This window comes from Streptomyces sp. NPDC006872 (assembly GCF_040635845.1).
Classification (GTDB): domain Bacteria; phylum Actinomycetota; class Actinomycetes; order Streptomycetales; family Streptomycetaceae; genus Streptomyces.
The window spans coordinates 143,341-163,660 of record NZ_JBEYIL010000010.1 but is presented as its reverse complement, the minus strand read 5'-3'; the positions used below and the strand labels follow the sequence as shown (position 1 = coordinate 163,660).

Sequence of the window (20,320 nt, the reverse complement as noted above, 5' to 3'; positions counted from 1 at the left end):
ACCGTCTTACTCGCCACGGCAGGAAGCACACTGCCGTGGCGATCCCCCGTTCCCGTTCCTGACCTGGGGACTCACCGAACTGCGGCAAGAGGTTTGAAGGGCCCTGTCCTGGCGGCGTGTGACGATTTCGCGGCGGATCGGCAACTAGGGGTGTGAGTAAGTCGACGACACAACCACGACAGAAGCTGATTCAGCCGCGGCATCCACCACGGCCTCCCGTGGGCGATGCCCCCGACAGCGCCAAGGACGGCACCGCTGACTCCGCCGCCGAGTTCGAACGGCTCTACCGGTCGCACGTGGACGCAGTAACCGCGTACTTCGCGCGACGCAGTGTCGATCCGCACACCGTGGCGGATCTGACTGCAGACACTTTCGTCCAGGTGATCACCTCGTTCGGCACCTTCGACCCACGCAAGGGCACTGCGCGGTCCTGGGTCTTCGGCATCGCGCGGAGGATCTACGCCGCGCATTGCCAGGCGCACAGCCAGCAGCGGGAGAAGACCGTGCGCCTGGCCGGGCGCAGGGAACTGGACGGCGATCAGGTGGAGGAACTGCTCGACCGGATCGACGCGGAGCGCGCCGGACGGAGGGTGGTGACCGAGCTGACCGCGCTTCCCGCGCTGGACCGTTCGGTGGTGGAGCTGGTGGACATCGCGGGGCTTCGCCCGAAGGAGGCCGCCGCCGCGCTCGGCATGTCGCCGGGGGCGCTGCGGATGCGGCTGATGCGGGCGCGCAGCCGGTTGCGGAAGACGACGGAAGACGACCGACAGGACCAGGAGTGATGACGATGACCAGGTTCGCAGACCAGCTCTTCGCCGACTTGATGGAGGAGCACGGGCCGACGCTCCAGCGCACGCAGCCGCCCGCGCCCGCGACGCGCCGGGGAAGCCGCCCGATGTGGCTCACCGCCGGCGCTCTGGCCACCGCGGGCGTGGCCGCCGCCGCGATGGTGACGCTGACCGGCAGCAGCCCTGCCTACGCGGTGACGCAGAACGCCGACGGCACGGTGACCGTCCAGGTCGCCCGGCCCTCCGGGATGGCCGGAGCCAACGCCAAGCTCCACACCCTGGGCCTGCCGGTGGTCGCAGTGCCGGTGCGCTCGGGCTGCACGAGCATCGACGCGCTGGCGAAGGCCGCAGCCGGCCACCAGGCGACCAACGTCACGGCCGCCACCGGTGGCGACGGCTCGGTCACCGTCGATGTGAAGGGGGTCCCGACCGGGTACACCGCGGTCGTCGCCTTCGGCAAGTCCTCCAGCGGGATCACCGGCTCGATGGTGCTGGTCAAAGGCAAGGCGCCCCACTGCGTCAGCCTCCCCACCGGCGGCACCGGCACTTCGACCTCCAAGACCGGTGACTCCGGCAACGCCGGCACCGACAGCAGCGCGAACTAGACAGTTGCCACGGAGGACGAAGGATCCCGCCCGATCGGCTCGATCTGACGGGATCTCGTCAACCTCTCCCAAACTGACTCGTGAACCGCCCGACTGTCTCTGAACTGGGGATTCACGGAACTGCGGTCCAGAGCCGGTTTAAAGGCAGCGCTCCCAGGCCGAGTGGCGGGCCGATCGGCAGGTCCGGGAAGACAACCGTATGGGGCGCCGGCGCATCACCAGGAGTCACCACGGCCGGCAGCACGTGTCCGGCGCCGGCCAGGGAGCACACGCGGGAGACGGGGTCGTAGACCGCGTACAGGCAGGTGGCGCTGATCTCGCCCATGGCCCTTTGCTCGGTGCGCTGCAGCCGGATGACCACGTCGTCGAGGTGAGTCAGCAGTTCGTCGGGGGTGAGGTCGATGTCCGCGAGAATGATGTTCACCGCTGCTCTGGAGGCGATCTCCTGGGCGAGGAGCAGATCGTCGTCCTCGAAGGGATCCGCCGTGTGACGGCGACAGAACTGGGCCAGCCCCAGCGGATTTCCACGTGCCCACAGCGGGACCAGAAGCATGGAGTGGATGCCGCCCGCGTCCGACGGATCGCTGTCGTCCGCAGGCATCTCCAGCCATGTCGGAGCGTCGGAGACTTCGATGCCGAGGCGGAGGGGTTGCCCGGTGGCCAGTGCGACGGCCGGCTCCGAGCCTTCCGGATAGATGTGCCGCGGTCCTGGGACGTCGACCGGCTCCGTGCGGTCCGTGCTGCCGTCCGAGGCGGACTGCGCGATCCGACGGACAACGGCCGGACCGTCGTCCGGGTGCGTTCCTTCGTCATGGAGAGCGACGTCGAGAAGGTCGACGGTGACGAGGTCCGCGAGGTGGTCGGTACCGACCTCTGCCAGTTCCTGGGCGGTGCGGGTGGTGTCCACCGACGCCGCGGTCGTCGGGGTGACGCACCGCGACATGATCGGCGCCGGCCTCCACATGGGCGTGGAGCTTCTCGACGATGGTGTCCAGATCGCCCCAGAAGACGAGGTCGTCGACGATGCGGTCGCTGCCGCTGGAGATCTCCTCGGGGTCGGACTCGAACAGCACCGCGTGCTCCACGCCCAGGAACGCGTCCGGCCCCAGGAGGGCTGCGCCGGGAATCCACAGCGCCCGCCAGCCTCTCTCCTCGAGTTCCTGGGCCGATTCGCGTATCCGCGCCGCCGGTTGGGCCTCGAAGCCGAAGGTGCAGAGCCCGAACGTCCCGATGTCCAAGCCGTCGATGCTGCCGATCCGACGCCTCCTCGTTGCCGTAGACAGACCTGTCTGTTAACTTACCGGCATGAGCACCGCGACCGAGCGACGCCCGGCCCGGGACCGCATCCTCGACACCGCCAGCAAGCTGTTCTACGCCCATGGCATCCACGCCGTGGGGGTGGACCGGCTCATCGCCGAGTCGGGGGTCGCCAAGGCCACGCTGTACAAGCACTTCCCCAGCAAGGACGACGTGGTCGCCGCCTATCTGCGACGGATGGACGACAGCTGGCGGCGCCAGTTGCGCTCAGCCGCTCTCGCGGCCGGGGACGACCCGCGCGAGCAGCTCTTCGGCCTCTTCGTCGCACTGGAACAAGCGGCGCGAGCGGGCACGCTGGGCTGTGCGTTCATCAACGCGGTGGCGGAGTACGACCCGGGCAGCACCGCGCACGCCATCACCGTGGAGCACAAGGGCGCCGTCCGCGCCTGGGTGCGCGACCTGGCCGCCGCGGCGGGTGCCGCAGACCCGGACACGCTCGCATTCCAGCTCACCGTTCTCATCGACGGCACACTGGCGGCGACGCGCGTCGACCAGGCCGATACCGCCGCCGAGGCCGCCAAGCGGGCGGCGCGCGACCTGCTCGACGCGGCCTGCCCACAGTCCGACTGAACCCCGCCGGGCCCGCACCGACACTCAACGGGTCGGAGCGGAAGCGCATCGGGAGCGATCCGAACAGACCTTTCTGTTCAGTAGACAGACCTTTCTGTACACGTGAAGTCCGACCCCACTGAAGGGACCTGATCCACATGTCCGAGCAGACTCTGCCCACCACCGCCCGCGCATGGCACCTGGACTCCCGCCCCGAGGGCTGGCCGGCGGCCTCCAACTTCTCGCTGCGCGAGGTCGACCTCCCCGCGCCCGGTCCGGGGCAGCTACTGGTCGCCAACGAGTACCTGTCGGTCGACCCCTACATGCGCGGCCGGATGAGCGACAAGAAGTCCTACATCGAGCCGTACGAGGTGGGCGCGCCGCTGGACGGCCCTGCGGTCGGCCGTGTCCTGGTGTCCAACGCCGAGGGTTTCGCACCCGGCGACCACGTGGTGCACGTGCTCGGCTGGCGCGACCACGCGGTCCTCGACTCGGCCACAGCCCAGAAGGTGGACCCGAACCTGGCGCCGCTCACCGCGTACATCGGACTCGAGCGCTTCGCGAAGATCAAGGAGGGCGACGTCGTCTTCGTCTCCGGGGCGGCGGGCGCGGTCGGCAGCCAGGTCGGCCAGATCGCCAAGCTGAAGGGTGCCGGACGGGTGATCGGCAGCGCGGGCTCGGACGAAAAGGTCAAGGTACTGGTCGAGGAGTACGGGTACGACGCGGCGTTCAACTACAAGAACGGGCCGGTGGCCGAGCAGTTGGCCCTGGCCGCACCGGACGGCATCGACGTCTTCTTCGACAACGTCGGGGGCGAGCACCTGGAGGCGGCGATCGGTGCGCTCAAGCTGCACGCGCGGATCGTCCTGTCCGGCATGGTCTCCCAGTACAACGACGAGAAGGTCGTGGGCCCGCGCAACCTGTGGAATCTGTCCGTGACACGTTCGGACATCCTGGCGTTCATGTTCAGCGAAGAGCTGGACCTCCAGCCGGACTTCGTCCGCGAGGTCGGCGGCTGGCTCGCCGAGGGCAAGCTCCGCTACCGCGAAACCGTGCGGGAAGGCCTCGGCAACACCCTGGACGCCTTCCTCGCGATGATGCGGGGCGAGAACGTCGGAAAGATGATCGTGAAGCTCTGACTCCGTCCCGGCGGACAGCGTGAAGGGCCTGCCGTGCGCACGGCAGGCCCTTCACGCGTCGATCACAGGCAGTGCGCTTGCGATCAACAACCCCAAAGTTTTAATATTACGATCGTAATTTAATGACTCCACACCTACCACCAGGAACTCCCCATGGACTTCTCCACCAGTACCGCCCTTGTCACCGGAGCCAACCGGGGCTTCGGCCGGGCCCTCGCCGCCGAACTGCTCCGCCGCGGCGCCACCGTCTATGCCGGCGCCCGCAACCCCGACCAGGTCGACCTGCCCGGCGCGAAGCCGATCGCCCTCGACATCACCGACCCCGCCTCCGTCGCGGCCGCCACCGAGGCCACCGGCGATGTGACCGTCCTGATCAACAACGCGGGCTCGGCCACCGGCGCCGACCTGCTCACGGCCGACCCGGACGACATCCGGCTGGAGATGGACACGCACTACTTCGGCACCCTCTCGGTGGTCCGAAGCTTCGCGCCCCAGATCGCGGCCAACGGTGGCGGGACGATCCTCAACATTCTGTCCGGCCTGTCCTGGGTCAGCTTCCCGGAGATCGGCGCCTACTGCGCCGCCAAGTCCGCGGAGTGGTCGCTCACCAACGCCCTGCGCGTGCAGCTCGCCGGCGAGGGCATCCGAGTGGCCGGACTGCACGTCGGTTACATGGACACCGACATGGTCCGGGACGTCGACGCGGCCAAGTCCGACCCTGCGGACATCGCCCGGATCGCCGTCGACGGCATCGCCTCGGGCGCTTACGAGATCCTCGCGGACAGCGCTGCCCGCCAGGCCCAGGCCGCGCTGGCCGGAGGCGTCTCCATGCTCTATCCGCAGCTCCCGTGAGAGCCGGCCGCTCCTAGTCAGTGGGGCCGGGCGGGATGTCGCACGCCTTGAGGTTCTGTCCCGGCATCCACATTCATCGCCCCATCGCCAGGTACGTCTGCCAAGGGCGGGCGACGCCTCGAGAGACGCTGCGGAATGCGGGCGACCTGGCCCTCTGGCTCCAGGAAGCCGAGTTGCTCACCCCGGACGCCCAACCCCCCACCACTGCCGCCGCCCTGGCATCGGGCCGACGCCTGCGCGAGACCGTCGACCGGGCCGTGCTCGCGGTCGCCGACGGCCGGCTGCCTTCGTCCGGCGACATCGCGCTGCTCAACCGGTCGACAGCGGAGGCCTTCCGGCCCGCCCCGCAGATCGCCGTGACGGGCGGACGCCTGGAACCCTTGAGGACGACGAACCTCGCCACCGACCCCGCAGCCGCGCTGGCACTCGTCGCCCAGGACGCCGTCGACCTGCTCCTGTCCGCCGAGATCCGGCGCGTACGCGTGTGCGGCGCGGATACGTGCGCCCTCCGCTTCCTGGACCGCTCCCCCGCCCGCAATCGGCGCTGGTGCTCCATGTCCCGCTGCGGCAACCGCACCAAGGTCCGCCTCCACCAGGCCCGCACCAGACAGAGTGGGCACACTCCGCAGGACTGAGACCCTCCCGACTTCCTGGCGCGACGGCACTCAGCTCACTCGGCGGGCCTCATACGGAAAGCGGGGCCGGGGACGCTCTCGATGTCTTCCGCCTGCACGGCGTGGCCTCGTTCGCAGCGGATCTGGGCGTCGACGTGTGCGCCGCATCCGCGATGCCGTGTGAGCATGGCCGGTCCCTCCGGGTCGGCGCGGTAACGGTCGCCCCACTGCAGAAGCCCCATGACGGCCGGGACCAGATCCATCCCCTTGGGAGTGATCACATACTTCGGCCGGCTCCGCGAGCCCGGCTCCCGGTAGGTCTCGGTGGCCAGGATCCCTTCCTCCACCAGCATCTTCAGCCGCGCCGCGAGAAGGTTGCGGGGACAGCCGAGGACACGCTCGAAGTCGCTGAAGCGGGACGAGCCGTACCAGACCTCGCGCAGGATCAGGATCGTCCACTTCTCCCCCACGACCTCAAGGGTCCGGGCGATCGAGCAGTTCGACACGTCCCGGTCCAGACGGGGGTCCATGCCGGTGTCCTGGAGAACTTCGGTCCACGCATCCATGCCGGTGATTCTAACCTCACCTGAGTTTACTTTTCCATACTCAGCACGTAGCGTCATGACCAGCACATCCACCACCGAGGAATCGCACAGAAAGACAGCCGACATGAAGGCATTCGTCGTCGAGAAGTACGGCAAGGACGGCGCACGCGCCGCCGACGTACCCGAGCCCACCCTCGGGGACCGCGACGTCCTGGTCAGAGTGAGCGCCACCAGCATCAACCCGCTGGACAAAATGGTCCGCAACGGGGAGTTCAAGCAGCTCCTGAAGTACAAGGCCCCGTTCGTGCTCGGCCACGACGTGGCCGGCGTCGTGACCCGGGTCGGCTCCGCCGTACACAGCTTCAAGGCCGGCGACGAGGTCTACGCCCGTCCGCGCGACCTGCGGATCGGAACCTTCGCCGAGTCCATCGCCATCGACGTGGACGACGTCGCGCCGAAGCCTGCCTCACTCACCTTCGAAGAGGCGGCCGCGGTCCCGCTGGTGGCCCTGGCCGCCTGGCAGATCCTCGTCGACCGCGCCCACCTGAAGCCGGGCCAGAAGGTCCTCGTCCACGCCGGCGCCGGCGGCCTCGGATCGACCGTCATCCAGCTCGCCCAACACCTCGGCGCCACAGTGGCGACGACGACGAACACCGACACCGAGAAACTGGTCAGAAGCCTCGGCGCAGACATCGTCGTCGACTACACCAAGGAAGACTTCTCCAAGGTCCTGTCCGGCTACGACCTGGTACTGGACTCCGTGGGCGGGGCGAACCTGGAAAAGTCGCTGACCGTACTGAAGCCCGGCGGCCTGGCCATCGGTGTCGTCGGCCCGCCGGACGCCGCGTTCGCCAAGCAGCTCGGCGCGCCCGCATTTCTGGGCCTGGTCATGAACGCGCTCAGCCGCAAGGTCCGCAAGCGGGCAAAGACCCTGGGCGTGCGCTACGAGTTCTTCTTCATGCAGGCCAACGGCTCCCAACTGCGCAAGCTCGGCGCCCTCTACGACAGCGGGCAGCTCCGCCCCGTCATCGACACGACCTTCCCCTTCGATCAGACGCTCGAGGCGATGGCGTACGTCGAACAGGGCCGCACCAAAGCCGGCAAGGTCGTGGTCTCGATGACGCCCGACCGCAACTGAGATCAAGCCGGCCACAGACTTCGGGCCGGCACGAACACTCACGCCGACAGCGTCCGTCCGGACTCTGCGGCGAGGCGGACTCCAAGGCGACGAGCACGCCTGCCGCCCGGGGCGTGTCGAGGCGGAGCAGACGCTTCTCGATCTCACCGAGGGTCGGCGCGCCGAACGCCCGGTCCACGTTCCCGCGTACCTCCGCCAGCTTGCCGTCGGCCACCGGGGAAGGGCCGGCAAGGCCGTTCAGGACCCTCAGCTGAGTTTACTTTCATATACTCAGCAAGTAGCGTCGGCACCGGTACATCGATCCGGCTGCACGCAGGAAGCGGGCGTGGCAGCAACCTGTGAAGGAGCACCACCATGGGAGCAAGCCCAGAGGCACAGCAGTTCGCGCAGTTCCTCGAGAGCGTGAGCGCCAAGTCCGCGACGCCGGGCCTCGATCTGGCCATCGTCCGCGACATAGTCGACTCCAACCACAAGGCGTCGACCGAGCCGGAAGGCGTCACCTACGCCGAGGTGGACGCGAACGGCGTCCCCGCCCTGTGGGCCATCCCCGAGGGCGCCGACCCCGACCGGGCCCTGCTCCACTTCCACTTCGGCGGGTCGGTCACGGCCTCGATGCACTCGGACCGCAAGGCCGCCGGTCACATCGCGAAGGCGGCCGGCGCCCGCTCCCTCGTCGTGGACTTCCGGCTGGCGCCCGAGCACCCCTATCCGGCGCAGCTCGACGACGCGGAGACCGCCTACCGGTGGCTGCTCTCCCAGGGCTACGAGCCGCGGAACATCGGCAGCACGGGCCACTCGATCGGCGGAACACTCGCGGTGCTGCTGCCGTTGCGTCTCCTCGCGAAGGGCGAGGCGACCCCGGGCGCGATCGTGAGCGTCTCTCCGTGGGCCGACCTCACCCTCAAGAACCCCGCGATCGACAGGAACGAAGAGAACGACAAGATGCTCAGCAGGGGCATCCTCGAGCTCTTCCGGGGGGCCTGGCTCCAGCAGCCCGGAGTGGACTTCGCCGACCCGCTGTTCAACCTCGCGAACGCCGACCTGACCGGTCTGCCGCCCACGATCGTCCACTACGGCGAGTACGAGACCCTCGCCGACGACGGCGCCCAGCTCGGCCGCCGCCTCGCGGACTTCAAGGTCACCTCCGAGGTCCACCCGCTCCCGGAGGGACAGCACTCGTTCGTCCTGGGCGCGGGGCGGGTACCCGAGGTGGACCGGGCCATCCAGCAGATGGGTCAGTGGCTCCGCGAGCACCTCGGCGCGTGAGCGGACGCCGCATTTGGTCTACGGGAGGCCTCTGCACCACCGGGATGCCGGAGACCGGGCGCGCCCGGTCTCCGGCATCCTGCTCGACCATGCCGGCCGATATGCGGTACTTGTATCCGGCACCGTTCCGCACGCCGCCACACCCCCGTCCCCCGATGCCACAAAGGAGTGCGCGATGGGAACGTACGAGGACGTCTTCCGCTCAAGTACCGAAGACCCGGAGAGCTTCTGGCTGAAGGCGGCGGAGGGCATCGACTGGGATGTCCCTCCGCGACGCGCCCTGGACTCCTCGGGCGCACCCTTCTACCGCTGGTTTCCCGACGGGCGGCTCAACGTCTGTTTCAACGCGCTCGACCGGCACATCGAAGCCGGTCGCGGCGAGCAGGCCGCGCTCATCCACGACTCACCCGTGACCGACACCCTGCGCACCTACACCTACACGCAGCTGCGGGACGAGGTGGCAGCCTTCGCCGGCGCGCTCGCACAGCTCGGCGTGGGGCGCGGCGACCGGGTGGTGATCTATATGCCGATGGTCCCGGAGGCCGCGATCGCGATGCTGGCCTGCGCGCGCATCGGCGCGGTCCACTCGGTCGTCTTCGGCGGATTCGCACCGCGCGAACTCGCCCTCCGCATCGATGACGCGGCCCCCAAGGTGGTCGTCTCCGCGTCCTGCGGCATCGAGGGCAGGCGGGTCATCGCGTACAAGCCGCTGCTCGACCGGGCGATCGAACTCGCGGTCCACAAGCCCGAGAGGAGCGTGATCCTGCAACGTCCGCAGGAACGTGCCGAGTTGGGGCCCGACGATCTCGACTGGTCCGGCCTGGTCGCCGCCGCGCCTCCAGCCGACTGCGTTCCCGTCTCCGCCACCGACCCCCTCTACATCCTCTACACGTCCGGAACGACCGGAAAGCCCAAGGGAGTCGTGCGTGACTGCGGCGGCTACGCGGTCGCCCTCCGCTGGTCGATGGGAGCCGTCTACGACGTGGGCCCGGGCGAGACGATGTTCACCGGCTCCGACGTCGGCTGGGTGGTCGGGCACTCGTACATCGTGTACGCGCCCCTGCTGGCCGGCGCCACGACGGTCCTGTACGAGGGCAAGCCGGTCGGCACCCCGGACGCGGGCCAGTTCTGGCGCGTGGCCGCCGACCACCGCGTCAAGACCATGTTCACCGCCCCCACCGCCTTCCGGGCCATCCGCAAGGAGGACCCCGAGGGAACACTCGTCGCCGACTACGACCTCACCGACCTGCGCCACCTCTTCCTCGCCGGCGAGCGCCTGGACCCCGAGACGTATCACTGGGCGAGCGACCTGCTGGGCATCCCGGTGATCGACCACTGGTGGCAGACCGAGACCGGCTGGCCCATCGTCGCCAACCCCGTGGGCATCGAGGCCGCTCCTCTCAAGCCCGGCTCCCCGACGCGACCGCTGCCGGGCTGGGACGTCCGCGTTCTCGACGCCTCGGGCGAGCCGGCGCCCGCCGGCGTCGACGGCGCGATCGTCGTGAAGCTGCCCCTGCCTCCCGGCGCGCTCCCCACTCTCTGGCAGGACGACGACCGCTACGTCGCCTCCTACCTCTCGGCCTACGACGGCTACTACCTCACCGGCGACAGCGGGCACATCGACGACGACGGCTATGTCTTCGTCATGGGCCGCACCGACGACGTCATCAACGTCGCCGGACACCGGCTGTCCATCGGCAGCATGGAAGAGGCCCTGGCCGCCCATCCCGACGTCGCCGAATGCGCCGTCATCGGCGTCACCGACGCCCTGAAGGGGCAGGTACCGCGCGGTTTCGTCGTCCTGAAAGCCGGCGTCGACCGCGAGCCGGGCGAGGTCGAGGCCGAACTCGTCCAGCTCGTGCGCGAGCGCATCGGCGCCGTCGCCTCCCTCAAGGACGTCGCGGTCGTGGCCGCCCTGCCCAAGACCCGCTCGGGAAAGATCCTGCGCAGGACGATGCGCGGCATCGCCGACGGCCACGACGAACCCATCCCCTCCACGGTGGACGACGCCGACGTCATCGAGGCCCTGCGCCCTGTTCTCCGCCGTGCCGCCCCTACCCCGTAAGCGGCCGCCGCACAGCCTGACCGGCCTGACCGACAGCGGGTGAGCTCATCCCGCATACGTGGGGTGCGGCGTGTTCGACGTCTCCACAGTCGGTCGCCCACCCCCTTGCGATCACTCGCACGCAAACATAGTATTATGTTCATAATTCTATGGCGCCCCGATCGGTCACGCCCCTACGGCGGTCGCCCTCTCCCTTCAGCGATCCACCGCCCACCATCCGAGGAATCACTCATGCTCAACGCCCTGTGGAACCCGACCACCGTCGGAGAGATCCCCCTGCCGCACCGGCTGGCCATGGCTCCCCTGACCCGCAGCCGCGCCACTCCGGACGGTGTGCCGACCGAGCTGAACGCCGAGTACTACGCCCAGCGCGCCTCGCACGCGCTCATCATCACCGAGGGCACCCAGCCCTCGGCCGACGGTCAGGGCTACCCGGTGACCCCGGGCATCTACACCGAGGAACACATCGCCGGCTGGCGCAAGGTCACCGACGCCGTGCACAGGGCCGAGGGACGCATCGTCATCCAGCTGATGCACGCCGGGCGCATCGCCCACCCGGACAGCACCCCCCACCACCGGCAGCCGGTGGCTCCCTCCGCGATCAAGCCGGCGGGCCAGACGTTCACCCCGTCCGGGCTCCAGGAGATGCCGGAGCCGCGCGAGCTTTCCACCGAGGAGGTCGCCACGACGGTCGACGACTTCCGGCGCGCCGCCGCGGCCGCCATCGCGGCCGGCGCCGACGGCGTCGAGATCCACGGGGCCAACGGCTACCTGGTCAACCAGTTCCTCTTCCCCAGTGCCAACCAGCGCACCGACCGGTACGGCGGGTCGCTCGACAACCGCATACGTTTCGCGGTGGAGGTCGCCACGGCCGTGGCCGACGAGATCGGCGCCGACCGCACCGGTATCCGGCTCTCTCCCGGCAACCCCTACCAGATCAACGACCTCGCGGAGAGCGACCCCCACGAGCTCTACCCGCACCTCCTGCGCGCCCTCGCGCCCCTCAACCTCGCCTACCTGCACATCGGCCACGGCGGCGACGAGGAACTCCTCTTCACCCTCCGCAAGTTGTGGCCGACCACCCTGCTCCTCAACCGGGGCGGCGCCGACATCGCCACCCGCGCAAAGGACGTCGAAGACGGCCTGGCCGACGTCGTCACCGTCGGCACCATGGCCCTCGCCAACCCCGACCTCGTCGAGCGCCTGCGCTCCGGTGCCCCCCTGAACACCCCCGACCCCAACACCTTCTACGGCGGTGGCGCGGCCGGCTACACCGACTACCCCACCTACACCGCCTGACGGAAAATCCGGCGCCCGAGGAGAGGATCGACATCGGGCGCCTCAATGCGGTCACGGCGTAAATACGGTCACGGCGTGCGGCGGTGGCAACCCGAGGATCGGGCCACCGCCGCCGTACGCCGTGGCCTTTCGTCTCGCACCCCTGCGTTCCGCGCCCAGCAGGACCGTGGATCGCCGGCCCAATGGCCTGACGCTCGTAATATTACACGTGTCAGGCCACGGCTTAGGCTTGAACGCGAGGCGACGGCCTTACCGAGCGAATGGAGACGACCGTGGTGCGCTATGCCAAGGAACACAAGCAGGTGACGCGGCAGCGGATCATCGAGAAGGCCGGTCACCGGTTCAAGCAGGACGGCATAGACGGCTCGGGCATCTCCACGCTGATGTCGGATGCCGGACTCACCAACGGGGCCTTCTACGCCCACTTCGCATCCAAGGACGACCTCGTCGCCCATGTCGTGGCCGACGAACTGCGCACGCAGGTCGCGAGGTACGGCACACTGCGGCCCGGCCGCCCGGGGCTTGAGGACCTCATTCGCGAGTATCTGTCGCCCGAGCACCGGGACCACCCCGGTCTCGGCTGCCCGTCCGCCGCCCTCCTCGACGAGATCGGCCGCTGCGAGAACCAAACCAAGCAGGCCTACACCGACGGCGCGCAGGACATCCTGGACGAGATCGCCGCCCGCCTGGAACCCGGGAACCCGCAGTCCGCCCGCGGCAAGGCCATCGGCCTCTTCACCATGCTGGTGGGGACGATGCAGCTGTCCCGAGCCCTCGCCGACCAGAAGTCGGCCGACGACGTCCTTGAGCGGGGCATCGAGAACGCCCTCACCTTCACGCGTTAGCCGTATTGATCACGAGGGCGGTTGACACACCCGCGGCGCTTGATCATGGCGAAGACCTTCGAATATAAAATTATGATCAACATTCAATGTGGGGAGGATGTCGATGGAGGGCGAGCAACTCCCCTGGCAAGCGAAGGAGCATGTGCGGTGCGCTACGGGAAAGAGCACAAGCAGACGACCAGACAACGGATCATCGAGACGGCCGGACGCAGGTTCAAGCGGGACGGCATCGACAGCTCGGGCATCTCGGCACTCATGAAGGACGCGGGGCTGACCAACGGCGCCTTCTACACCCATTTCCCCTCGAAGGACGACCTCGTCGCGAACGCAGTCTCCGACCAACTGCACAGACAGAACGCGAACATCGTGGCGCATGCGGCACCCGGCCGCGCGGGACTCGAACAGATCGTGCGGTGGTACCTGTCCCCCCAGCACCGCAACAGCCCCGTCGACGGCTGCCCCTCCGCCGCCCTGCTCGACGAAATCGGGCGCTGCACAGACCCGACCCGGCAGGCGTACACCGACGGCGTACTGCTTGTCATCGACGGCATCGCCGCCCGCCTGGCGCCCGACAATCCGCACTCGGTCCGCACCAAGGCACTCGGCGCCTACGCCATGATGGCCGGGACGCTACAGCTCTCCCGCGCCCTCACCGACCGGCAACTCTCCGACAACCTCCTCGAGCAGGGCATCCACAACGCCCTCGCCCTGCTGGGCGCCGAGCACGAACCCGCCACGGCATCGAACTGACCCACCCACGGAGCCCGCTCGTTCATGGTCCACCTTCCTTCGACCAGCCCGGACGGCAGCGACGGTTCGCCAGTCGACCTGGCGAACCGTCACGGCATGCAGGGGTGGCACGTGTGCCGTCGACGCTACTCGTCGAGGAACTGGACAGCGTGCTTCAGGAACCGCTCGGGGTACTGGAACTGCGCTCCGTGCCCGGCGTCGGGGTAGATGATCAGCTGGGCGTCGGGGATGTTCTGGGCGAGGTGCCAGGAGTTGATCGAGGGGATCATCACGTCGTTCTCGCCGTTGAGCACCAGCGTCGGCTGGGTGATCGCGTTCAGGTAGACGAAGGGCGTCTCATCCGGCCGCAGCGGCGAGTAGACCGCGACCGCCTCCGCCTGCGCCATCATGAGTTCGGGCGAGCTCGGCGGGTCCTGGTCGACCCGCTGGTGACGCCGCTCCCAGAAGGCCTTGCCCGCTTCCTGCGCAGCCTCCGAAGGGCCGAAGAAGAGGTAGAGGAAGTCCTCCACGGCGGGGACCGGATGCGTCGCGACTTCAGGCACCTTGGGGTCGACGGCCCCCTCCCCGCCCCGCAGGCCGGTGCCGATCAGCAGGAGCTTGCGCACCAGCTCGGGGTGGCGCAGCGCGACCTCCTCGGCCTGGATACCGCCGATCGAGAAGCCGAGCAGATCGACCTGCTCCAGCCTCAGGGCCCGGATGACCGCGGCGATGTCGTCGGCCATGTCCTCGATCCGGTTGCGCGGCGCGCCGGACGACGAGGCGGTGCCACGACCGTTGAACAGGATCACCTCACGGCCCTCCGCCAGGCCGTCGGTGATCAGCGGGTCCCAGTTGTCGAGGCCTCCGCGGAAGTGCTGGACGAAGAAGAGCGGAACGCCGGAGGGCTTTCCCCAGCGCCGGTAGGCGAACCGGTCGCCGTCGACCTCGATGTACTGAGTCGGTGCTGTCACATGCGTGTCACTCATGGCCTGACCCTTTCCGCAGTCGGTGGACTTTACGATGATGGTCATAATCTGAAAAGTCAACTGCTTAGATGTCGATCGACATCTATGTATGCTGGACTGTCGAGCGTCGACAGAGGGGCGGGCAGGACATGCGGGTGACCAGGGCACAGGCAGAGCAGAACCGTGCGCACATCGTCGCGACAGCCGCGAGACTGTTCCGTGAGCGCGGCTACGACGGCGTCGGCGTGGCGGAGCTGATGGCAGAGGCCGGGTTCACCCATGGCGGGTTCTACAAGCACTTCCGCTCCAAGGCCGCCCTGATGGCCGAGGCATCCGCGAGCGGGCTCTCACAGACTGCGGCACGGACAGAAGGTCTGGAGATCGCCAAGTTCGTCGAGTCCTACGTCTCCCGGGAACATCGCGACAGACGCGGTGAGGGTTGCACCATCGCGGCCCTCAGTGGCGACGCCGCACGTCAACCCGAGGACGTCAGGACGGAGTTCGCGGCCGGCATAGAGAGCCTGACGACGGCCCTTCAGGCCGGAGGCGACCCGCCGCCGGACACGGACCAGCGCACGGCCCGCGCCACGGTGATCGACGTGCTGGCCCACTCGGTCGGCGCAATCATGCTGTCGCGGGCATGCCAGGACGGCTCTCCACTGGCGGACGAAATCCTCGATGTCTGCCGTGAGGCAATCCTCGCGTCACTGGCACACGGAGACGGCGACCGACCGACGACAGAGGGCCTGGTGAGCCGGTCCTGAGGTCTCGCTTCGCCACGTGAGCTGCGTTCTGGTTCAGATCGCGACCAGGCTTGATCCGCTTTGCCGGACATCTGAGATCAGGGGTGCTGCCTGTGGGTCAGCAAGACCGAGGCCGACGCGGCCGAGGGCGCTGGCCCGACCAGCAGCGAACGCGAGAAACTGACCGCGCTGCGGCGGGAGAACCGCCGACTGCGAGAGGACGCGGAGATCCTCAAGCGGGCCACGGCCTCCTTCACGAAGGAGACCCGGTGAGGGGTGGCGGTGTGCCTCGCCGAGGCTCGGGCCGACTTCTGGCGGCTGCGAGAACGCTGACCGGTGCGCCGCCCGGCGCAGCACGGCGGAATTTCGAGGGAGGACCGGCGCGGGCAGTTCGCCGTGAAAGACAGGATCCAGTAGATCGACACTGACGTGGTCGGCGAAGCGGGGCACCGCGACCTCGGTGAGTTCCCTGGCGGTCGTCACGATGTCAAGGCTGGAGCCGATGCTGGTTCGAGCCTCGCTCAGCAGAGCGATTCGCTCCCGCGAGGCGTACTGCTGGGAGTAGTCGGACGCCGCCCGGCCACTGCATGTGTCTGACCTGTCGCGTCCTTGAGCGGAAAGATGTCGACGGCCCAAGCATGTGCCCTCGGCTCGCCCGGGAGCTTGACGAAAGGCTCGGTGAACTCCGGCTCCCCCGTTGTCGCAACCTGTAGGACCCGTCGCGCCACTTCCTCTGCCACACGGTCCTGATCCGGGACGAGCCTGGCCGGGAGCCGGCCGCGGGCTTCCTCCTGACACATCCCGATGGTCCGCCCTCGCGCAGGTAGTCGAGGGCCTTCCACAGTTCCTCACGTTCGGCGTTCTTGCCGGACTTCTTGTCGGAGAAGATCCGGATGCAGCCCGCTGTGTTGAGTGCGTGGATCTGCCGGTCGAGCAACTGCCCCTTGGTGGACACGCGTGCGTATCCCACGAGGCGGCCTGTCCGTACGGCCGGAACGGGTGCGAGGAGATCAGCGGTGTCGTCGTCCTGGGGTGGCCGCACCCGCCAGATCGTACAGAAAACGGTGCTCCTCAAGTTCTTGAGCACATCGACTTTCTGACACCGTTTTTATGGGCATGATCCGGCGTCGATCCGGTCACGCGCCGGCCACTTATCGATCTTGCTCATCAATCGGTCGATTCTTGAGCGGCCACGACAAGCCCAGGCACCCCTTGATGCTTCGCCGTGATTTGGTGAGAGCTGTATCAGGCCAGTGGTCCGTGCTCGGGTGTCGGATCCGTATCGGCGGGCTGTGCCGTACCACCGAGCCTCAGAGGCGGACGCTTGGACCGGGGCCCTGGGAGGAGGGCGGCGGGGATGAAGCTGATGAGCGTGAAGGTCAGCATCCACCAGAAGCTGTTGCCGTAGGCGCTCGCGATGTCCCGGGTTCCGGGCGACGCCGACGTGTTCGGGAGCTGGATGGCCAGGATGATGGCGATCACGGCGGTGCCGAATGACGCGCCGAGCCGTTGGACGACGCTGATCATGCCGGTCGCTCTGGCGATGGCCGTCACGGGGATGTCGCGGTAGGCCCCGGCAGTGATGGCCACCCCGACGAATCCAAGCCCGAGACCTCGTACCGACAATGAGACGCTCAGCAGGATGGTGTCCGGCGCGGCGGAGAGCTGGGTGAAGGCCACGGTTCCGAGAGCGGTAGCGACCGTGCCCCACAGCACCAGCGGTCGCGATCCGTATCGGTCGGCCAGCGCGCCGGCGAACGCGATGGCCAGCATGGTTCCCAGTCCTTGTGGTGCAAGTAGCCATCCGATGGTGCCGGCGTCGTAGCCGCGGGTGCGGGCGTAGAACAGGGGTAGCAGGAAGAGCGGCCCATAGACGGCCATGCCGTGGAGGAAGATCAGCATGGAGGAGGCGGAGAGCGCGCGGGAGGAGAACAGCCGCAGGTCGAGCAGCGGATTCGCGGTTCGCAGGGCATGGACGGCGAACGCGCCCAGGAGTGCGATACCCGCGAACAGGACCAGCATGGTGACAGGGCTGAACAGGCCCGCAGTGTCGTGGAAGCGGGAGAAGCCGTAGACCAGGAGGCCGAGACCGGTCGGCAGGAGCAGCAAGCCGATCCGGTCGACGGGGGCGTCATGACGCCCGCCTGGTGCTGGGAGCATCCGCCAGGCCAGGACCAGCGCGACGATACATATCGGCACGTTGACGAAGAAGATCCAGCGCCAGCCGAGCTGATCGATGATGAAGCCGCCGAGTACCGGACCGACGATCGGCGCGAGTTGGGCGGGCAGGGCGATCAGGCTCATGACCCTGCCGAACCGCTGGGGCCCTGCGGCCTGGGCGAGGATCGCCTGGCACAGCGGGAGGATCATGCCGCCGCCGATGCCCTTGACGATCCGGAAGACGACGAGGCTGGTGATCGACCACGCGGTGCCACAGAGCGCCGAGCCGAGCATGAACAGAGCGATCGAGAACATCCACATCGGCCTGGCGCCGAAGCGGTCGGCAGTCCATCCGACGAGCGGAGTGACCAGAGCGAGGGTGAGCAGATAGGCGGTGCTGACCCACTGGAGCGAGTTCTCGGAGGCGTCGAAGTCCCGGGCGATGGACTCCAGGGCGACGCTGACGATCGTCGTGTCCAGCAGGGAGGCAACAGCGCCGGCGAGCAGGACGGCGGCGAGCACGATCAGTCCGCGATCCAGTCCCGGCGACTTGATTGTTGGCATGCCAGCAGAATAGATGGCATGCCAACAAAGTGTTAGCGTTGGGCTATGCCCAGCGCATCGCTCAATCCCCCACTTCCCGAACGGGAACCGCCGAGCGGCCGTCACGGCACAGGCGTTCACGTATCGGAGGCTCCGGTCGGCTCCGCTCTCCTGCGGCTACTGCGGGCGCACGCTCAGCTCGGTACCGCTCTACTGGCCAGGATCGGTGTCCCACCGCCGCAAGAGCTCGTTCTGCTGCGCCTGGAGGAACTCGGGACGCTTCCGCAAGGTGACCTCGTCCGCTACCTCAACCGCGACCGGTCGACCACGAGCGCGACCCTGCAAGCGATGGAGCGGGCCGGGCTGATCACTCGCAGTCCGTCGCGCAGCGACCGCCGGGCTCTGGACGTCAGCATCACCGACGCCGGGCGTGCCCTGTGTCCTGCGGTGCGGGATGCGTGGGCGGAGCTGGAGGAGACGGCCTTCTCCCACCTCTCGTCCGATGACCGCGCCGCCCTGATTGCCGCTATGGACGCCTCCCAACAGGCTCTCGCCGTGACCCTTGAGGAACGCTCTCATGACAGAGCGTCCGTACCTTCTGATGGCCGGAGACAACAGTGACCCGTCCCCAGCTCACCGTGGTGATCGCCAGCACCCGTACGGGACGGTTCGGTCCCACCGTTGGGCACTGGTTCGCTGACATAGCCCGGAAGGATGAGACATTCGACGTTGATGTCCTTGACCTGGCCGACGTCGACCTGTCCCCGTCTTTCGACGCCGGCCCCGCGCTGGCGCGCTTCAGCGAGCAGGTCGGCGCCTCGGACGCCTTCGTGATCGTGACTCCCGAGTACAACCACAGCTTCCCCGGGCCTCTCAAGATTGCGCTCGACAGTGTCCGGACCGAATGGCAGGCCAAGCCCGTCGCTTTCGTCTCGTACGGCGGTCTCTCCGGCGGACTACGTGCCGTCGAGGCACTGCGTCAGGTCGTTGCTGAACTCCATATGGTCAGCGTCCGCGCCAGCGTGAGCTTCCACGGGGCCCACACTCTGTTTGACGCCGATGGGCAGCTGCTCGCCCCGGACGCCCCGCTCCACGCGGCCACCGAACTGCTGGGTCAACTCGGCTGGTGGACGAAGACCCTGAAGCAAGGCCGCACCGAGGAGCCCTACCCCGCCTGACGGCTTTCCCGTCCGATCCGTCCTTCCGCCACGAGATCCCTCAACCACAGAACGAGGAACTGCCACTATGCACGCTGTCGTGATCGACGGCTACGGCGGCCCCGAAGTCCTCCGGCTCTCCGAGGTCCCAGTCCCCGTTCCTGGCCCCGGCCAGGTACGGATTCGAGTACACACCGCCGGCGTCAACCCGGTCGATGTCAAACTGCGCGGCGGGTACTTCTCCGCCTTGGCCCAGGCCCAGTTCCCGCTGCGCCTGGGCAATGAATACGCGGGCGTCGTCGACCAGCTCGGGGACAGGGTCGAAGACATCGCGGTCGGCGACGAGGTGCTCGGTTCGGCCACCGGCCAGTGCTACGCGGACTGGGTCGTCATCGAGGCCGCGGACACCGTCGCGAAACCGACGTCGATGGACTGGGACGTTGCCGGGGGAATCGCGACCGTTGGGCAGACCGCATACACCGCGCTGACACAGATCGGTGGTGGGAACGCCGGCGACACGCTGCTCGTGCACGCCGCCGCGGGCGGTGTCGGCACGATGGCGGTGCAGATCGCCAGGCTGTGGGGCACCACCGTCATCGGTACCGCGAGTGACCGTAACCACGACTACCTGCGTTCCCTTGGCGCGATACCGGTGGTCTACGGGCCCGGACTCGTTGAACGTGTCCGCGAGATCGCACCGCAAGGACTCGACGCCGCACTCGACTTGATCGGCGGCGCTGCCACCGCCGCCTCGCTGGAGCTGGTCGCCGACCGTGACCGCATCGGGACCACCATCGATACCGAAGGCGCTGAGAAATACGGATTCCACCGTGTCGGCGGCCGAACGACGCCTGGTCTGCGGCAGGTGGTCGACTGGTACCGCACGGGCGCGGTCAAGATGCCCAGCGTCACCGTCTACCCACTCGATCACGCCGCCGCCGCCCACCGCCACGTTGAAGCCGGTCACACCCAAGGCAAGGTCGTCTTGCAGGTCAGGTAGG

Annotated in this window: 23 protein-coding genes and 1 pseudogene; 16 read left to right on the top strand and 8 right to left on the bottom strand. The window is 68.2% G+C overall.

The annotated features are described in order from the left end of the window. Nucleotides 1-218: 218 nt before the first annotated feature. Together ABZ725_RS28445 and ABZ725_RS28440 are read left to right on the top strand one after the other, a co-directional pair. Nucleotides 219-782 (top strand): sigma-70 family RNA polymerase sigma factor, encoded by a 564-nt coding sequence (locus tag ABZ725_RS28445; RefSeq protein ID WP_358805381.1) that lies wholly within the window; start codon nucleotides 219-221, stop codon nucleotides 780-782. Nucleotides 783-787: 5 nt separating this feature from the next. Beyond that, entirely contained in the window at nucleotides 788-1,393 is a 606-nt protein-coding gene (locus ABZ725_RS28440) for a hypothetical protein (RefSeq protein WP_358805380.1), read from the top strand. A gap of 112 nt (nucleotides 1,394-1,505) precedes the next feature. On the opposite strand, the gene ABZ725_RS28435 is transcribed toward ABZ725_RS28440, so the two are convergent. Continuing rightward, a complete protein-coding gene (locus ABZ725_RS28435) occupies nucleotides 1,506-2,300 on the bottom strand; it encodes a SpoIIE family protein phosphatase (RefSeq protein WP_358805379.1) in 795 nt (264 codons plus the stop codon). Then, nucleotides 2,203-2,631 carry a hypothetical protein gene (locus ABZ725_RS28430; RefSeq protein WP_358805378.1) on the bottom strand — a complete coding sequence of 143 codons (429 nt, stop codon included), beginning with the start codon at nucleotides 2,629-2,631 and terminating at the stop codon, nucleotides 2,203-2,205. The genes ABZ725_RS28435 and ABZ725_RS28430 overlap by 98 nt, the downstream gene beginning before the upstream one ends. A gap of 67 nt (nucleotides 2,632-2,698) precedes the next feature. Between ABZ725_RS28430 and ABZ725_RS28425 the strand changes: the two genes are divergently transcribed. From ABZ725_RS28425 to ABZ725_RS28410, 4 genes are all read left to right on the top strand, one after another. Further along, nucleotides 2,699-3,280: a TetR/AcrR family transcriptional regulator gene (locus tag ABZ725_RS28425; RefSeq protein WP_358805377.1), complete on the top strand. Its 582-nt coding sequence runs from the start codon at nucleotides 2,699-2,701 to the stop codon at nucleotides 3,278-3,280. Nucleotides 3,281-3,417: 137 nt separating this feature from the next. After that, the gene (locus ABZ725_RS28420; protein ID WP_358805376.1) at nucleotides 3,418-4,398 is read left to right on the top strand and encodes an NADP-dependent oxidoreductase; all 981 of its coding nucleotides are present in this window, start codon (nucleotides 3,418-3,420) and stop codon (nucleotides 4,396-4,398) included. 153 nt (nucleotides 4,399-4,551) lie between these two features. Next, a complete protein-coding gene (locus ABZ725_RS28415; RefSeq protein WP_358805375.1) occupies nucleotides 4,552-5,250 on the top strand; it encodes an SDR family oxidoreductase in 699 nt (232 codons plus the stop codon). A gap of 35 nt (nucleotides 5,251-5,285) precedes the next feature. Beyond that, the gene (locus ABZ725_RS28410) at nucleotides 5,286-5,885 is read left to right on the top strand and encodes a CGNR zinc finger domain-containing protein (protein ID WP_358805374.1); all 600 of its coding nucleotides are present in this window, start codon (nucleotides 5,286-5,288) and stop codon (nucleotides 5,883-5,885) included. Between the two features lie 35 nt (nucleotides 5,886-5,920). On the opposite strand, the gene ABZ725_RS28405 is transcribed toward ABZ725_RS28410, so the two are convergent. After that, nucleotides 5,921-6,394 (bottom strand): helix-turn-helix domain-containing protein, encoded by a 474-nt coding sequence (locus ABZ725_RS28405; protein WP_358805634.1) that lies wholly within the window; start codon nucleotides 6,392-6,394, stop codon nucleotides 5,921-5,923. A 139-nt stretch (nucleotides 6,395-6,533) separates the two neighbouring features. On the opposite strand from ABZ725_RS28405, the gene ABZ725_RS28400 reads away from it, so the two are divergent. The 6 genes from ABZ725_RS28400 (at nucleotide 6,534) to ABZ725_RS28375 (ending at nucleotide 13,772) form a co-directional block, all read left to right on the top strand. Next, nucleotides 6,534-7,547, top strand: a complete 1,014-nt coding sequence (locus ABZ725_RS28400) for an NADP-dependent oxidoreductase (protein WP_358805633.1) — start codon at nucleotides 6,534-6,536, stop codon at nucleotides 7,545-7,547. A 354-nt stretch (nucleotides 7,548-7,901) separates the two neighbouring features. Further along, on the top strand, nucleotides 7,902-8,813 hold the full coding sequence (locus ABZ725_RS28395) for an alpha/beta hydrolase (protein WP_358805373.1): 912 nt from the start codon (nucleotides 7,902-7,904) through the stop codon (nucleotides 8,811-8,813). Between the two features lie 175 nt (nucleotides 8,814-8,988). After that, nucleotides 8,989-10,878: a propionyl-CoA synthetase gene (locus ABZ725_RS28390; RefSeq protein ID WP_358805372.1), complete on the top strand. Its 1,890-nt coding sequence runs from the start codon at nucleotides 8,989-8,991 to the stop codon at nucleotides 10,876-10,878. A 231-nt stretch (nucleotides 10,879-11,109) separates the two neighbouring features. Next, complete coding sequence (locus ABZ725_RS28385; RefSeq protein ID WP_358805371.1) at nucleotides 11,110-12,177, top strand: alkene reductase; 1,068 nt, start codon at nucleotides 11,110-11,112, stop codon at nucleotides 12,175-12,177. A gap of 272 nt (nucleotides 12,178-12,449) precedes the next feature. Next, nucleotides 12,450-13,022, top strand: coding sequence for a TetR/AcrR family transcriptional regulator (locus tag ABZ725_RS28380; RefSeq protein ID WP_358805370.1), 573 nt, complete (start codon nucleotides 12,450-12,452; stop codon nucleotides 13,020-13,022). 147 nt (nucleotides 13,023-13,169) lie between these two features. Then, nucleotides 13,170-13,772: a TetR/AcrR family transcriptional regulator gene (locus tag ABZ725_RS28375; RefSeq protein ID WP_358805369.1), complete on the top strand. Its 603-nt coding sequence runs from the start codon at nucleotides 13,170-13,172 to the stop codon at nucleotides 13,770-13,772. A 125-nt stretch (nucleotides 13,773-13,897) separates the two neighbouring features. Here ABZ725_RS28375 and ABZ725_RS28370 read toward each other — a convergent pair whose 3' ends face one another. Continuing rightward, complete coding sequence (locus tag ABZ725_RS28370) at nucleotides 13,898-14,737, bottom strand: alpha/beta hydrolase (RefSeq protein ID WP_358805368.1); 840 nt, start codon at nucleotides 14,735-14,737, stop codon at nucleotides 13,898-13,900. Between the two features lie 68 nt (nucleotides 14,738-14,805). Here ABZ725_RS28370 and ABZ725_RS28365 point away from each other — a divergent pair, with 68 nt between their 5' ends. Next, nucleotides 14,806-15,480, top strand: coding sequence for a TetR/AcrR family transcriptional regulator (locus ABZ725_RS28365; RefSeq protein ID WP_358805367.1), 675 nt, complete (start codon nucleotides 14,806-14,808; stop codon nucleotides 15,478-15,480). Between the two features lie 33 nt (nucleotides 15,481-15,513). Here ABZ725_RS28365 and ABZ725_RS28360 read toward each other — a convergent pair whose 3' ends face one another. From ABZ725_RS28360 to ABZ725_RS28345, 4 genes and pseudogenes are all read right to left on the bottom strand, one after another. Further along, nucleotides 15,514-15,942 carry a hypothetical protein gene (locus ABZ725_RS28360; RefSeq protein WP_358805366.1) on the bottom strand — a complete coding sequence of 143 codons (429 nt, stop codon included), beginning with the start codon at nucleotides 15,940-15,942 and terminating at the stop codon, nucleotides 15,514-15,516. 38 nt (nucleotides 15,943-15,980) lie between these two features. After that, complete coding sequence (locus ABZ725_RS28355; RefSeq protein WP_358805632.1) at nucleotides 15,981-16,259, bottom strand: PAS domain-containing protein; 279 nt, start codon at nucleotides 16,257-16,259, stop codon at nucleotides 15,981-15,983. Nucleotides 16,260-16,330: 71 nt separating this feature from the next. Beyond that, nucleotides 16,331-16,414: pseudogene (locus ABZ725_RS28350) on the bottom strand (recombinase family protein); the annotation flags it as partial. Between the two features lie 290 nt (nucleotides 16,415-16,704). Continuing rightward, a complete protein-coding gene (locus ABZ725_RS28345) occupies nucleotides 16,705-18,183 on the bottom strand; it encodes an MDR family MFS transporter (protein WP_358805365.1) in 1,479 nt (492 codons plus the stop codon). A gap of 45 nt (nucleotides 18,184-18,228) precedes the next feature. Here ABZ725_RS28345 and ABZ725_RS28340 point away from each other — a divergent pair, with 45 nt between their 5' ends. From ABZ725_RS28340 to ABZ725_RS28330, 3 genes are all read left to right on the top strand, one after another. After that, nucleotides 18,229-18,783, top strand: a complete 555-nt coding sequence (locus tag ABZ725_RS28340; RefSeq protein WP_358805364.1) for a MarR family transcriptional regulator — start codon at nucleotides 18,229-18,231, stop codon at nucleotides 18,781-18,783. Continuing rightward, nucleotides 18,780-19,340 (top strand): NAD(P)H-dependent oxidoreductase, encoded by a 561-nt coding sequence (locus tag ABZ725_RS28335; protein ID WP_358805363.1) that lies wholly within the window; start codon nucleotides 18,780-18,782, stop codon nucleotides 19,338-19,340. Before ABZ725_RS28340 ends, ABZ725_RS28335 begins: the two co-directional genes overlap by 4 nt. Nucleotides 19,341-19,419: 79 nt before the next feature. Further along, nucleotides 19,420-20,319, top strand: a complete 900-nt coding sequence (locus ABZ725_RS28330) for an NADP-dependent oxidoreductase (protein WP_358805362.1) — start codon at nucleotides 19,420-19,422, stop codon at nucleotides 20,317-20,319. The last annotated feature ends 1 nt before the right edge of the window (nucleotide 20,320 follow it).